Origin of the sequence: Microbacterium profundi (assembly GCF_000763375.1) — a bacterium.
Lineage (GTDB): Bacteria > Actinomycetota > Actinomycetes > Actinomycetales > Microbacteriaceae > Microbacterium > Microbacterium profundi.
The window spans coordinates 464,275-477,606 of the sequence record NZ_JPSY01000001.1 but is presented as its reverse complement, the minus strand read 5'-3'; the positions used below and the strand labels follow the sequence as shown (position 1 = coordinate 477,606).

Sequence of the window (13,332 nt, the reverse complement as noted above, 5' to 3'; positions counted from 1 at the left end):
GAGAGGGCGTGCCGGATCGGGCACGAGATTTCACCTTACCGCCCATGTTTCCGCGATGTGCGCCGCGGGGCGATCTGATGCGCGACGCGGGGCGATCACCCGGTGTTCTGCAGGCCGGCGGCCACGCCGCTGACCGAGAGCAGCAGCAGGCGTCGCTGTTCGTCGTCTGCCCCGGACCCTTCGACCGCTGAGCCTGTCGAAGCGTCAGGGACCGATGCCGCTGAGCGAAGCTCACGGAGGGCACGCAGCTGCAGCAGCGACAGCGCGTCCACGTACGGGCTGCGCAGCGTCACCGCCCGCTGCAGGATCGGCTTGTTCTCGAGCAGGGCGCCTCCGCCGGTGAGGCGGATGACCCATTCCTTCGTCAGCGTGAGCTCGTCGAGCACCAAGTGGGCGAGATCGTCGCGGTCGCCGAGCGCGAGGTAGCGACGGGCAATGCGCTCATCGGTCTTCGCAAGGCTCATCGCGACGTTGTCGATCATCGTGTGAAGCAGCGGCCAGTCGCGGTAGGCATCCTTGAGAAGGGCCTCGTCGCCGACGCTCTCCAGCGCCGTTCCGAGCCCGAACCAGCCGGCGAGGTTGATCCGTGCCTGCGTCCACGCGAACACCCAGGGGATCGCGCGGAGGTCTTCCAGCGATTCCACGGAGAGGCCGCGGCGTGCGGGACGCGAGCCCAGCGCGAGCAGCCCGATCTCCTCCAGGGGCGTGACGGTGGCGAACCACGGCGCGAAGCCGTCGGCCTTCACCAGAGCGAAGAACTTCTCTCGAGAGGTCTCGTCCATCACCCGTGCGACGTCGGCGAAGCGTGCGGCGGCACCGCTCGTGCGCTCTTCGACGCTCGGTGAAGACGCCAGCAGTGTGGCTGCGGCGACCTGATCGATGTGGCGCATCGCGATCGCGGGCTCGCCGTAGCGGGCGAAGATCGTCTCGCCCTGCTCTGTGAGCTTGAACCGGCCGTCGACGGAGTGCGGTGGCTGCGCGAGGATCGCGGAGTTCGCCGGTCCGCCGCCTCGACCCAGGGCGCCGCCCCGGCCGTGGAAGAGGGTCAGCGCGATACCGGCATCCTTCGCCCAGAGGGCGATCTTCTCCTGCGCCTCGTAGAGCGCGAGGTTCGCGGCCACGGGGCCGACGTCCTTCGAGGAATCGGAGTAGCCGAGCATGACCTCGAGGCGATTGCCGGTGGCGGCCATCCGAGAGCGGAACTCGGGGAAGCCGACGACCTCCGCGAGGATGCCGGGCGCGGCCTGCAGGTCGGCGAACGTCTCGAACAGCGGCACGACGTCCAGTACCGGCACATCGTCACCCAGCGCATGGCGGGCGAGGCGGTGCACGTTGGCGAGGTCTTCGGCCGACTGCGTGAACGAGACGACGTAGCGGCCCGCGGCGCGGGGGCCGTAGGTGCGCTGGATGTCGGCGATCGCGCGGAAGACATCGAGCACCTCGCGCGTCCGCTCGCCGGGCTCAGTGCCGGCGTCGAGCTCTGCCAGTGCCTCGCGGTGCACCTGCGAGTGCTGGCGGACCTCGAGCTCGGTGAGGTGGAAGCCGTAGGTCTCGACCTGCCAGATCAGGTGCTGCACGCCGCCGAACGCATGCCGGTTCGCGCCGGATGCCGCGAGCGATGCCTGCACTGCGCGCAGGTCGGCGAGCAGCTGCTCCGGGTCGCTGTAGGCGCCGTCTGCACCTGAGCGGGTCCGCACGACCCGGCTGGCCAGTGCGAGCAGGACGCGGCGGTGCGGCTCTTCGGGAGACCGCGCAGCGATCTCGGTGGCAGCATTCTCGTCGGTCGCGACGAAGGAATCCCACAGTGTGACGACGGCTTCGCTGGGAGGTGTGTCCTCCGCGTCGAGCGTGAGACCGCGCCCGATCCGCTCGATCGCGCGTTCCAGGCCGCGCAGCACGTGATCAGAGGCGATGTTCGCCGCTTCGCGAGTGACGGATGCCGAGACGAACGGGTTGCCGTCGCGGTCGCCGCCGACCCATGACCCGATCCGCACGAAGGCGGGGACGACCGGGGCGCTCGCGCCGGAGTCGTCGCCGCGAAGGGCGTCGTCGATGCGGCGGTAGACGTGCGGAACCGTGGTGAAGAGGGTCTCGTCGAACACCGACATGACCGTGCGCACCTCGTCGGTGGGCGACGGCTTCTGGGCGCGCAGTGGCGCCGTGCGCCAGAGCGTGTCGACCTCTTCGAGCATGCGACGGCGCGCGCGGTGCTGCTCGGCGCCGCCCTCGCTCGCGGTGTCGTGCTGCGTGAGCAGTTCGGAGAGCCGGCGGATGCTGGCGGAGACGGCGCGACGACGCGCCTCGGTGGGGTGAGCGGTGAACACCGGGTGGAAGCGCAGATCCTCGAGGCGGCGTGCGGCCTCTTCGTCGCCGACCTCACGGCGCAGTTGTGCGTATGCGGTGGCGACGGTGTCCACCGCATCCTCGCGACCCTGGTGTCCGGCGCGATCGCGCAGGATGCGCACCCGCTGGTGCTCCTCGGCGAGATTCACCAGGTGGAAGTAGCAGGTGAAGGCGCGCGCGACCTCGTCGGCGCGCTCGACGGAGAACGAATCAGCGATCTCGGTGGCGCGTTCGAAGGCCTCGGTGCTCTCCTCGTCGTACGCCTGGATGGTCGCCAGCCGCAGCCGCTCGACGTCGTCGTACAGTCCGGCGCGTCCGCTCTCGCGCAGAACCTGACCGAGTAGTGCGCCGAGCATGCGGACATCGCCGCGCATCTCGTCTGGGATCCCGCGTCCGGCCTCGAATCGACCTATGACGCGGATGGCCTCTGTGTTGGTGGGCTCAGGAGTCACCATCCGAGGTTATCGCCGTGCAGGAGACGTACGTGACCAGGTGACATCCGATGAACCTGAGGGTGGCGGATAGCATGGGAGCGATGTCTGACTCCCGAAATCTTCTTCGCACGCAGCAATTCCCCGCGGTGCTCCTTCTCCTGGCGGCGGCGCTCGGACTCGTGCTCGCGAACACGCCGGCGTTCGGCCCGATCGATGCCGTGCTGGGGTTCCACATCGCTGTGCCAGGCACGTCGATCGACCTCTCGGTCGCGCACTGGATCTCGAGCGGACTTCTCGCGATCTTCTTCTTCGTGGTCGCGATGGAGCTGCAATACGAACTCACCCGCGGCGAGCTGAACTCGTTCCGAAAGGCTCTGCAACCCTCGATCGCCGCCGTCGGCGGCGTACTCGTGCCGATCATCATCTATCTGATCATCGCCGGGGGAGAGCAGACTTCCTCGGGCTGGCCGATCCCGACTGCGACCGACATCGCCTTCGCGCTGGGCGTGCTCGCCGTGTTCGGCAAGGGGCTTCCCTCTGCCGTGCGCGTCTTCCTGCTGGCACTGGCGATACTCGACGACATCATCGGCATCATCTTCATCGCGGTGCTCTTCGCTCGCGACCTCAACTGGCTTTACCTGCTGCTGGCCGTCGTGGGCGTCGTCGTGTTCGGCGTGCTGTCGCGGATGCTGCCGACGAAGCATTCATGGTTGGTCGTCGCAGCGATGGTGATCGTCGGCGTTGTCGTCTGGGGACTCATGATGTCCTCGGGCATCCACGCCACGATCGCCGGCGTGCTGCTGGGGCTGGCCATCGCGCAGTCCCCGGCGATGCCGACACGGCATGCGCTCGAGCCGTGGGTCAACGGTGCCATCCTGCCGATCTTCGCGTTCGCCGCCGCATTCGTCGTGATCCCCGCTGTGTCGCCGTCCGAACTCTCGCCGGCGTTCTTCGGCATCGCGATCGCACTGCCGGTGGGCAAGATCATCGGCATCACGGTCTTCGGCTGGATCGCCATGCGGATCGGGCCGAAGGACAAGGCTCCTGCCCTGACGATCACCGATCTCCTCGCCGCCGGGGCGCTCGGCGGTATCGGCTTCACGGTCTCGTTGCTGCTGGCGAACCTCGCCTTCGCGGACGACCCCGCTGTGCGCGATCAGGCGATCCTCGGTGTGCTCGTGGGCTCGCTCGTCGCCCTTGTGCTGTCGGGCGTCGTCGTCTCATGGCGTGCCGCGTGGTACCGCCGCTCCGCGACGACGGTGTCGTGACCGCTTCGACGAGGGGACACAATGACCGAGCATCCTGATCCGCTGCGCACCGCTGCCGAGACCATGCGCGCCGTGCGCGAGAAGTGCGCGTGGTCTCAGCAGATCACGCATCGCGACCTCGTGCCTTACCTGATCGAGGAGTCCCATGAGGTCATCGACGCGGTCGAGGACGGCACACGCGCCGACCTCCGCGAGGAGCTGGCCGATCTGCTCTGGCAGGTGCTGTTCCATGCGGCGATCGCCGCGCAGGATCCGGACGATCCGTTCGACATCGACGACGTGGCGCAGACGCTGACGGAGAAGATGGTCAGGCGGCATCCGCATGTCTTCGCCGACGAGGTGGCGAACACACCCGAAGAGGTGCTCGTGCACTGGAACGCCGCGAAGGCCGCTGAGAAGCGCTCGCGCACCAGTGTTCTCGACGGCGTACCGCACGGGATGCCGGCCCTCGCACTCGCGCAGAAAGTGCTCGGTCGAGCCGCGCGGGTCGGGGCCGGAGACGACGTCGCGCTCGCCGCTCACGATGCTGCCGAGGTCGGGGCGGCACCGGAATCCGAGGAGGAGCTCGGCGACCTGCTGCTGATGCTCACGGCCACGGCCCGCCAGAACGGCTGGGATGCCGAGCGCGCCCTGCGCGAGCGTCTGCGCCTGCTCGAGGACGACGTCCGCACGGCCGAAACCTCCTGACAGACCGCCTCGACGAGATCGCCCTGCAGACCTGGAAAGATGGACTCGTGGCTACTGTGAACGCGCCGCGCGGCATGCGCGACATCCTCCCCGCCGACAAGGCCCGCCGTGAGCGTGTGCTCTCCGTGATCCGCGAGCGCTACCTGGCGCATGGGTTCGACGAGATCGAGACGCCCGCGCTCGAGGAGTACTCGCGTCTGCATTCGGGCATGGGCGGCGACAACGAGAAGCTCGCGTACAACGTGCTGCGCCGGGGGATGGATGCCGAGGCGATCCGTGAAGGTGCGGAAGACGCCGCTGCGCTGAGTGATCTCGGCCTGCGCTATGACCTCACGGTTCCGCTCGCGCGTTTCTTCGCGAGCAACCGCGGGCAGCTTCCCGGTGTCTTCCGTGCGATCCAGATCGGTCCCGTCTGGCGTGCTGAGCGACCGCAGAAGGGCCGCTACCGCCAGTTCGTGCAGTGCGACATCGACATCATGGGTGACGACTCCTCGCGGGCCGAAGCCGAGCTCATGGTCGCGTCCCTGGACGCCGTGGACGCTCTCGGACTCGACGGTGCGAGCGTGCGCATCAACGATCGTCGAGTGCTCGACTGGATGCTGGATGCCTTCGGCTTCACCACGGACGAGCGCCCCGGTGTGCTGATCACGATCGACAAGCTCGACAAGATCGGTCCTGACGGGATCGTCCGGGAGCTGCGAGAGCGGGCCCTTCGGCAGGCTCAGCGACCGAATGAAGAGGCCGTCGACGCCTTCGAGGCTTTCCTGCGTCGCCCGCAGACGATGGAGTTCAATCCGTTCGGCGAACGCCAGATCCGCAAGGCTCTCCCGGAGAACGCTCCGGATGAGATCGTCGACCACCTCGTCGGCATCGGGGAGGCGGTCGCGGCTGGACGGGGCACCGAGGGGGACATCCCACTCGTCTTCGATCCGTTCCTGGTGCGCGGCATGGGCTACTACACCGGCACGATCTTCGAGCTCGCGCACCCGTCCGTGCCGTATTCCCTGGGCGGTGGTGGACGTTACGACGGCATGATCGGTCGGTTCCTCGGTCAGCCGGTGCCTGCGGTCGGGTTCTCGCTCGGCTTCGAGCGGCTGGTCGATCTCGTCGAGCTCGCAGCGGATGCCGGTGCGCAGGCCGTCGTGCTCGTGCACGACCCCGACGTGCCGGTGGCAGAGCTCGTCGCGCACAAGGCGGCGCTGATCCGTTCGGGTTCGCGCGTGCGCCTGGAGCGCAGGGTCAAGAACTTCAAGGCGCTGCTCGAGCGATCGGCCGCCGACGGCTACACCGCCTTCGCGACGGTCACGACCGGGGCCGAGGTCGGTTCGCTGGAGCTCAAGCCGCTGTCCTGAGCTGGTCCGCGCGGCACACGCGCCGCGCGCGGCACACCAGCCCCTGTCAGTCCAGATCACGGATTTCCACTGACAGGTGTGCTGACGTTCACGCCTCGTTCATTCCCGCGCGGTGTGATGGTGCCATGGCCGGAGTGCGCACCGCGATCGCCGTGGCGACGGCGGTGGCATCCGCGATCGTGCTGGGCGGGCGGTCGCTGCTCGTCCACCAGGCCGCAGTCGCGCGGCGGCGCATCGGAAAGCCGCTCGGCGAGCAGTCGCTGGTCGCCGACAGGGTGTGGAAGCGCGCACTCGACGGCAGACCGATAGAGCTGCTGCTGCTGGGCGATTCGCTGGCGGCGGGCCTCGGCGCGGAGCACCGCAAGGAGACGCTCGGCGGCCGCATCGCCAAGGGCCTGGCGAAGCGGATGCAGTCGCCGGTGCGGCTGCGTACCGCCGCGGTCGTCGGCTCGGAATCATCCGCGCTCGCCGGTCAGCTCGACGCCCTCCCGGAGGACTACCGTGCCGACGTAGCGGTGATCGTGGTGGGTGGCAACGACGTGACGCATACGATCTCTCCGTCGGCTGCGGGCGAACGACTGGAGCAGGCGATACTGCGACTCAGGGCTGCGGGCACCGTCGTCGTCGTGGGCACCTGCCCGGATCTCGGCACGCTCCAGCCGGTGCCGCAACCACTGCGGACTCTGCTGTCGAGGATGTCGCGCCGCCTTGCGCTGGAGCAGACCAAGGTCGCGTGGCGCACCGGCGCCGTACCCGTCGATCTGCGGCAGGTGCTCGGCCCGACATTTCACGATCAGCCCGAGGAGATGTTCAGCCTCGACCGATTCCACCCCAGCGCTGCGGGCTATCGGGCCACAGCCGACGCGCTGCTGCCGGCGGTGGTCACGGCGCTCGAGTCGCGCATCGAGCTCGCACCTCTGGCTGATTCGCACTGACCTCCGCCGAACACGCGCCGCTCACGCTCAGCGGGCGAGTCTCAGCCGCAGCATCCGATACACCACGCCGATGAGTACGACGCCCGTGCCGATCAGCGACGCGAGGATGGGCAGGGTGTTCACCAGCACCAGGCAGCCGAGCACTCCGATCACCTGCAGGCCACGCGGGTAGCGCCGGGCAGCTCCCGACTGCCGGAACGCCGAGGCGTTCGCGATCAGGTAGTACAGCAGCACGCCGAACGACGAGAACCCGATCGCGTTGCGCAGGTCGGCGAACAGCACGATGACGATCACGATCAGGGCGATCGCGATCTCGGCGCGCTGCGGCACCTGCCACCGCGGATGCACCACGGCGAGGAAGCGCGGCAGATCGGATTCCCTGGCCATCGCGAGAGTCGTGCGGCCGATTCCGGTGATCAGCGCCAGCAGGGCGCCAAGGGATGCCGCGGCCGCGGCCACGCGCACGATCGGGGCGAGAGCCGTCCAACCGGCGGCATCGACCACCGCGGCGAGCGGCGCGGCCGTGGAACCGGCATCCGCCCCGAGGGTGAGCATGACGACGACGGCGATGAGCGCGTAGACGACGACCGCCCCTGTGAGCGCGATCGCGATGGCCCGAGGGATGGTGCGCGCGGGGTCGACGACCTCTTCGCCCATCGTGGCGATTCGCGCGTAGCCGGCGAACGCGAAGAAGAGAAGCCCGGCGCCCTGTAGCACGCCGTATGCGGTGAGGTCGGGGAGGGGAGCAGGATCGACGGATGCCGACGCGGCGAAACCTCCGGCGACCACCACAGCGAGACCGATCAGCGAGGCGACGACGAGGATGCGGGTGAGCGCCGCTGTCCGCGTCACTCCGAAGCAGTTCACGGTGGCGAGGGCGGCGACTGCCAGTATCGCGACCGGCACCTGCCAGCCCTCGGGGGCGGCGTATGCGGCGAACGTCAGCGCCATGGCGGCGCAGCTGGCGATCTTGCCGATCACGAAGCACCAGCCGGCGATGAAACCCCACCACGGGCCGATCTCTGCCCTGGCGTAGGCGTAGGTGCCGCCGGAGACGGGATGCACCGCCGCGAGCTGTGCGGATGAGGTGGCGTTGCAGAACGCGACGACCGCGGCGATCGCGAGCGCGATCAGCAGTCCGGAACCGGCCACCTCGATCGCGGGTCCCCATACGGAGAACACCCCGGCACCGATCATCGATCCCAGGCCGATGGCTACGGCATCGGTGAGGGTCAGGCGACGTGCGAGTTCCACCCGGTCATCGTGGCACGCGATGGTGAACGGGTGGGGTTCAGGCCTGGCGCGCCGCTGTCACGCGTTTGTTCTCGCGCGGATGCTGCCGAGCTGATGCATCATGAAGGTTGCGACGACTGTTCTAGTTGAACTAGAATTACCGTAATTGGACCGAAAGGGTGCACGTGCTGATCAGAATCGATGCGGAGAGTTCGCGACCGCTGTTCGAGCAGGTCGCTTCGTCCGTGCGTGGGGACATCCTCGCCGGGCGCCTCGTCCCCGGCGACCGGCTGCCTTCGGCTCGCGACGTCGCCGAGGCGCTCGACATCAACCTGCACACCGTGCTGCGCGCATATCAGCAGCTGCGTGATGAAGCGCTCATCGACCTGCGCCGAGGTCGGGGAGCGATGGTGTCGGCGTCGGCCGCGCCGCTCGCCGAGCTCGCCAGCGATGTCGCAGCGCTCGTGCACCGTGCCGCCTCTCTCGGAATCTCATCCGTCACCCTCGCCGCCCTCGTCACGGAGATCGAATCATGAACACTGTCGCCAGTACCCGAGACCTCCGTCGCGCTCGTCGCGCGTTCCTCCTCGTCGGGCTCGCCGTCTCCGTGCTCATCCTGTGCGCCACCACGGTCTGGGTGTTCGTGCTCGGTGACGGCTCCGCGTGGATCCTCGCACTCGTCACCCTGCTGCTGATCGCACTCATCGCTATGACTCTCGTCTTCCGCACCGGTGAAGCGCTGCAGGTCACGCGCAGCAGCGGACGCGTGTTCGTCGTCACGATCGATGATGCTCGCACCGCGGCATCCGTTCTGTCCTCCGCAATGAAGGGAACCGACTCATGATTCGCATCCGCCCCGCAGCCACCGTCGCATTCATCCTGCTCGCCTGCGGATCGGCCTGGCTCGTCGCGCTGCCGCTGTGGCTCGACGGCGGGTTGGCCAATCCACTCGCCGGCATCCTCATCCCGGTCATGATGTTCACGCCGGCGCTCGCCGTGCTCATCGTCATGCTCGTGTTGCGACCGGTGCCCAGAGGAGACCGGCTCCGGTTCCTCGGCATCTGGCCGCTGCGCCCCGCGAAGCGCGTGGTGTGGATGATGGTGCTCGGTCTGTTCGCGCCCATCGTCGTGATCGCGGTCTCCGTCGCCGTGGCGGCGCTGTTCGGTTGGGTGAGATTGGATCTCGTCGGGTTCTCCGGTTTCGCCGAGCAATTGGCGGCCAGTCTGCCCGCCGGGGTGCCTGCCCCTCCTGCGACCGCAGTGATCCTCGCCCAGCTGCTCGCGATTCCGTTCGCCGCGGCCACGATCAACGCACTGCTGGCCTTCGGCGAGGAACTCGGCTGGCGCGGATTCCTCGTGCCGGCGCTGCGTCAGTACGGCACCTGGCCCGCGCTGCTGATCAGCGGAGGGGTGTGGGGTCTGTGGCATTCACCCCTCATCCTGCTCGGTTACAACTTCGGCGTCACCGACATCACCGGTGTGCTGCTGATGACGGCTGGGTGCATCGCGTGGGGAGTGCTGCTCGGCTGGCTGCGGCTGCGCTCGGCTTCGCTGTGGCCGGCGGTCTTCGCGCACGGGGCGATGAATGCCGCCGGTGGGATGATCCTGTGGTTCTATGCGGCAGGGACGAGCGTCGATCCCGCGCTTGCTGGCATGCTCGGCGTGGCAGGGTGGATCACGTGCGCGCTGGTCGTGGTCGTGCTGATGCTGACCGGCCAGTTCCGCAAGCAGCCGGAGTTGGACGGTGCGGTAGGACGGATGCTGTCGGCTCCACGTCAGCGCGGTGAATGACCCTCGCGGGTCGCCATCCGTCTATTGACGCCGCCCCAGGACAGGAGTTGGGTGGAGCCATGGCTGAATCGACCGCCGACAACTGGCGCCGCGCAGACGAGTACCTCGCCGACACTCTCGTCGGGCACGACCCGGCGCTCGAGGCGGCTCTCGCCGCTCAGCGCGCAGCCGGCCTGCCCGATATCGAAGTGGCGCCGGTCAGCGGCAAGTTCCTGAACCTCGTCGCCCGTATCAGCGGCGCACGCCGAGTGCTCGAGATCGGCACACTGGGTGGCTACTCCACGATCTGGCTCGCCAGGGCGGTCGGCGCGGAGGGCACGGTGACGACGATCGAGGCCGAGCCCGCCAACGCCGCGATCGCCCGCGCGAGCATCGATGCCGCTGGCGTGGGGGAGCGCGTCGCGATCCGCATCGGACGAGGTGCCGACGTGCTGCCGACGCTTGAGGGGTCGGACCCCTTCGACCTCGTGTTCATCGACGCGGACAAGGAGTCGAACACGATCTACCTCGACTGGGCCGCGCGGCTCGGCCGCCCTGGAACGGTGATCGTGCTCGACAACATCGGCCGAGAAGGCGAGATCGTCCGCGACGACACCACGGACCCGCGAGTGATCGGGACGCGCGATGCTCTCCGGATGCTCGGTGAGGATCCCCGCTTCGACGCCACGGCTCTGCAGACCGTCGGGATCAAGGGCTGGGACGGCGTCGCCGTTGCCGTCGTCGTCGGCATGTGAACGACGGATGCCGCGCACTAGACTGACCATGGATCGACGACGCTCCACCACAACACCCTTTCCCTGAGCAAGGAGCACATACGTGGCACTCATCGAGGCTGTAGGCGCACGCGAGATTCTGGATTCACGCGGCAACCCGACCGTCGAGGTGGAGGTGCTCCTCGACGACGGAATCGTCCAGCGCGCGGCCGTCCCCTCCGGCGCATCCACCGGCGCATTCGAAGCGTACGAACTGCGTGACGGCGACAAGAGCCGCTACGGCGGCAAGGGCGTGCTGAAGGCCGTCGACGCCATCATCGATGAGCTCGGCCCGGCACTCGAGGGCGTCGAGGCGAGCGAGCAGCGCATCGTCGACGAGATCCTCAACGAGACCGACGGCACCGAGAACAAGCAGCGCACCGGCGCGAACGCCATCCTCGGCGTCAGCCTCGCCGTCGCCAAGGCCGCTGCCGACAGCGCAGACCTGCCGCTGTTCCGCTACCTCGGCGGCGCGAACGCACACGTTCTGCCCGTGCCGCTGTTCAACGTCATCAACGGTGGCTCGCACGCTGACAACGGCATCGACATGCAGGAGTTCTTCCTCGCGCCGATCGGTGCGGAGACCTACAGCGAAGCACTGCGCTGGGGCGTCGAGACCTACCACGTCCTCAAGGGCGAGCTCAAGGCAGCCGGATTCGCGACGGGCCTCGGCGACGAGGGCGGCTTCGCCCCCGACCTGCCCAGCAACCGCGACGGCCTCGAGTTCCTGATCAAGGCCATCGAGAAGGCCGGGTTCACTCCAGGCACCGACATCGCCCTGGGCCTGGATGCCGCCGCCACCGAGTTCTTCAACGATGGCGTCTACCGCCTCGACAACAAGGACTGGGACGCCGCCGCGCTCACCGAGTACTACGTCGGACTCGTGAACGACTTCCCGATCATCACGATCGAGGACGGCCTCGCCGAGGACGACTGGGACGGTTGGAAGGCACTCACCGATGCACTCGGTGCAAAGGTGCAGCTCGTCGGCGACGACCTGTTCGTCACCAACCCGACACGCCTCGCCGAAGGCATCAAGCGCGGAGTCGCCAACTCGCTCCTCGTCAAGGTCAACCAGATCGGCACGCTCACCGAGACGTTCGACGCGGTCAGCCTCGCGCAGCGCTCGGGATACACGGCGATGCTCTCGCACCGCTCCGGCGAGACCGAGGACACCACGATCGCCGACCTGGTCGTCGCGACGAACTCCGGTCAGATCAAGGCTGGTGCGCCTGCTCGCAGCGAGCGCGTCGCGAAGTACAATCAGCTTCTGCGCATCGAAGAAGAGCTCGGCGACGCCGCGGTGTTCGCGGGTCGCTCCGCGTTCCCGCGCCTGCAGGGCTGAGCGCCTGAGGGCTGAGCGCGACTGAGACAGGATCACGGAAGGGGGAGTCATGGCGAGACGTCCGACTCCCCCTTCCGCATCCGACCCGAGCGCACAGGCTCCGCCACGCAAGACGAAGACGGCGCCGTCCGGCGCGGCGAAGCCCGGCGCTGCGAAGCCCCGCTCGTCCCGCGCCGCGACCCGAGAGGTCGACGTGCGGGAGTGGGCATCCGGCATCCGGCTCTCCGGTTTCATGGTCATCATGCTCTCGCTCGTCGTGCTCGGCGCGTGGGTCCTGGTGCCGACCCTCGGCACGTTCATCGATCAGCGGCAGAAGATCGCCGCGCTCGAGGCGTCGGTGCAGGTGAGCGCCGACGAGATCGAGGCGCTCGAGCAGGAGCAGGAGCGCTGGGAAGACCCGGCCTACATCACCACGCAGGCTCGCGAGCGGCTCTACTACGTCAAGCCGGGCGAGGTCGTCTACCTCGTCGACAACGACATCGACCCCGCATCGCTCCCGCAGGAGCAGACGCCCGTGAGCGATGAGCTGAAGAAGACGCCCGCCGACTGGATGCCGCAGCTGCTGCGCACCATCGCCGGAGCGGGGCTCGCCCAGAACGCGAGCGCCGGCGGATAGGCCAGCAGTGAGCGATTCCCCAGGATCCCCTGCCTTAAGCTGAAGGCGTGACGACCCCGCCCTTCGCCCCGCCCACCACTGCCGAGATCGACGTCGTGTCCGCGCAGCTGGGTCGTTCGGCGCGCGGGGTCGTCGGCATCGCGGCGCGGTGCGTCTGCGGGAATCCGACCGTCGTGGCGACCAGTCCTCGTCTGCCGGACGGATCGCCGTTCCCCACGTTCTACTACCTCACGCATCCCGCGGCGACCGCCGCGATGTCGACGCTCGAGGCCACACAGGTGATGCCCGAGCTGGCTGCTCTCCTCGTCGAGGACGAAACGGCTGCAGCGGCATATCAGGCAGCCCACGAGGCGTACATCGCCGACCGGACGCTGTTCGGCGAGGTGACCGAGATCGACGGGATCTCCGCCGGCGGCATGCCGACGCGAGTGAAGTGCCTGCACGCGCTGGCCGGTCACGCGCTGGCCGCCGGACCCGGAGTCAATCCGATCGGCGACGCCGCGCTCGCGCGATCGTCCTGGTCGCCGCAGCGCTGCGAATGCGAGAAGCCCGGAGCCGCGACCGCATGAGGCTGAA

At 68.4% G+C, this 13,332-nt stretch carries 13 protein-coding genes; 11 read left to right on the top strand and 2 right to left on the bottom strand.

All coding sequences use genetic code 11. The annotated features are described in order from the left end of the window. Nucleotides 1-95: 95 nt before the first annotated feature. Nucleotides 96-2,717 (bottom strand): phosphoenolpyruvate carboxylase, encoded by a 2,622-nt coding sequence (locus JF52_RS0102280; RefSeq protein ID WP_234000542.1) that lies wholly within the window; start codon nucleotides 2,715-2,717, stop codon nucleotides 96-98. 161 nt (nucleotides 2,718-2,878) lie between these two features. Between JF52_RS0102280 and nhaA the strand changes: the two genes are divergently transcribed. The 4 genes from nhaA (at nucleotide 2,879) to JF52_RS0102260 (ending at nucleotide 7,019) form a co-directional block, all read left to right on the top strand. Then, a complete protein-coding gene (gene nhaA, locus JF52_RS0102275) occupies nucleotides 2,879-4,045 on the top strand; it encodes a Na+/H+ antiporter NhaA (RefSeq protein ID WP_033106204.1) in 1,167 nt (388 codons plus the stop codon). Nucleotides 4,046-4,066: 21 nt separating this feature from the next. Further along, nucleotides 4,067-4,732 (top strand): MazG family protein, encoded by a 666-nt coding sequence (locus JF52_RS0102270; RefSeq protein WP_033104870.1) that lies wholly within the window; start codon nucleotides 4,067-4,069, stop codon nucleotides 4,730-4,732. 74 nt (nucleotides 4,733-4,806) lie between these two features. Beyond that, nucleotides 4,807-6,084 (top strand): histidine--tRNA ligase, encoded by a 1,278-nt coding sequence (locus JF52_RS0102265; RefSeq protein WP_033106203.1) that lies wholly within the window; start codon nucleotides 4,807-4,809, stop codon nucleotides 6,082-6,084. A gap of 125 nt (nucleotides 6,085-6,209) precedes the next feature. Further along, nucleotides 6,210-7,019: an SGNH/GDSL hydrolase family protein gene (locus JF52_RS0102260; protein WP_200880934.1), complete on the top strand. Its 810-nt coding sequence runs from the start codon at nucleotides 6,210-6,212 to the stop codon at nucleotides 7,017-7,019. A 27-nt stretch (nucleotides 7,020-7,046) separates the two neighbouring features. Here JF52_RS0102260 and JF52_RS0102255 read toward each other — a convergent pair whose 3' ends face one another. Continuing rightward, nucleotides 7,047-8,216 (bottom strand): APC family permease, encoded by a 1,170-nt coding sequence (locus tag JF52_RS0102255; protein WP_234000544.1) that lies wholly within the window; start codon nucleotides 8,214-8,216, stop codon nucleotides 7,047-7,049. 221 nt (nucleotides 8,217-8,437) lie between these two features. On the opposite strand from JF52_RS0102255, the gene JF52_RS0102250 reads away from it, so the two are divergent. From JF52_RS0102250 to JF52_RS0102220, 7 genes are all read left to right on the top strand, one after another. After that, nucleotides 8,438-8,788 (top strand): GntR family transcriptional regulator, encoded by a 351-nt coding sequence (locus JF52_RS0102250; RefSeq protein ID WP_033106201.1) that lies wholly within the window; start codon nucleotides 8,438-8,440, stop codon nucleotides 8,786-8,788. Beyond that, nucleotides 8,785-9,096: a hypothetical protein gene (locus JF52_RS0102245; RefSeq protein ID WP_033104868.1), complete on the top strand. Its 312-nt coding sequence runs from the start codon at nucleotides 8,785-8,787 to the stop codon at nucleotides 9,094-9,096. The genes JF52_RS0102250 and JF52_RS0102245 overlap by 4 nt, the downstream gene beginning before the upstream one ends. After that, nucleotides 9,093-10,043: a CPBP family intramembrane glutamic endopeptidase gene (locus tag JF52_RS0102240; RefSeq protein WP_033104867.1), complete on the top strand. Its 951-nt coding sequence runs from the start codon at nucleotides 9,093-9,095 to the stop codon at nucleotides 10,041-10,043. Before JF52_RS0102245 ends, JF52_RS0102240 begins: the two co-directional genes overlap by 4 nt. 59 nt (nucleotides 10,044-10,102) lie before the next feature. After that, complete coding sequence (locus JF52_RS0102235) at nucleotides 10,103-10,777, top strand: O-methyltransferase (RefSeq protein ID WP_033104866.1); 675 nt, start codon at nucleotides 10,103-10,105, stop codon at nucleotides 10,775-10,777. A gap of 82 nt (nucleotides 10,778-10,859) precedes the next feature. After that, complete coding sequence (gene eno / locus JF52_RS0102230; protein ID WP_033104865.1) at nucleotides 10,860-12,140, top strand: phosphopyruvate hydratase; 1,281 nt, start codon at nucleotides 10,860-10,862, stop codon at nucleotides 12,138-12,140. A gap of 49 nt (nucleotides 12,141-12,189) precedes the next feature. Then, nucleotides 12,190-12,756 carry an FtsB family cell division protein gene (locus JF52_RS0102225; protein ID WP_084595482.1) on the top strand — a complete coding sequence of 189 codons (567 nt, stop codon included), beginning with the start codon at nucleotides 12,190-12,192 and terminating at the stop codon, nucleotides 12,754-12,756. Between the two features lie 47 nt (nucleotides 12,757-12,803). Further along, the gene (locus JF52_RS0102220; protein WP_033104864.1) at nucleotides 12,804-13,325 is read left to right on the top strand and encodes a DUF501 domain-containing protein; all 522 of its coding nucleotides are present in this window, start codon (nucleotides 12,804-12,806) and stop codon (nucleotides 13,323-13,325) included. The last annotated feature ends 7 nt before the right edge of the window (nucleotides 13,326-13,332 follow it).

Bases quoted from the DNA above. Each gene is read 5' to 3' on its own strand.
- nhaA (WP_033106204.1), top strand. From the start codon at position 2,879: ATGTCTGACTCCCGAAATCTTCTTCGCACGCAGCAATTCCCCGCGGTG.
- JF52_RS0102280 (WP_234000542.1), bottom strand. From the start codon at position 2,717: ATGCGCGGCGATGTCCGCATGCTCGGCGCACTACTCGGTCAGGTTCTG.
- JF52_RS0102260 (WP_200880934.1), top strand. From the start codon at position 6,210: ATGGCCGGAGTGCGCACCGCGATCGCCGTGGCGACGGCGGTGGCATCC.
- JF52_RS0102235 (WP_033104866.1), top strand. From the start codon at position 10,103: ATGGCTGAATCGACCGCCGACAACTGGCGCCGCGCAGACGAGTACCTC.
- JF52_RS0102270 (WP_033104870.1), top strand. From the start codon at position 4,067: ATGACCGAGCATCCTGATCCGCTGCGCACCGCTGCCGAGACCATGCGC.
- JF52_RS0102265 (WP_033106203.1), top strand. From the start codon at position 4,807: ATGCGCGACATCCTCCCCGCCGACAAGGCCCGCCGTGAGCGTGTGCTC.
- JF52_RS0102240 (WP_033104867.1), top strand. From the start codon at position 9,093: ATGATTCGCATCCGCCCCGCAGCCACCGTCGCATTCATCCTGCTCGCC.
- JF52_RS0102255 (WP_234000544.1), bottom strand. From the start codon at position 8,216: ATGATCGGTGCCGGGGTGTTCTCCGTATGGGGACCCGCGATCGAGGTG.
- JF52_RS0102225 (WP_084595482.1), top strand. From the start codon at position 12,190: ATGGCGAGACGTCCGACTCCCCCTTCCGCATCCGACCCGAGCGCACAG.
- JF52_RS0102245 (WP_033104868.1), top strand. From the start codon at position 8,785: ATGAACACTGTCGCCAGTACCCGAGACCTCCGTCGCGCTCGTCGCGCG.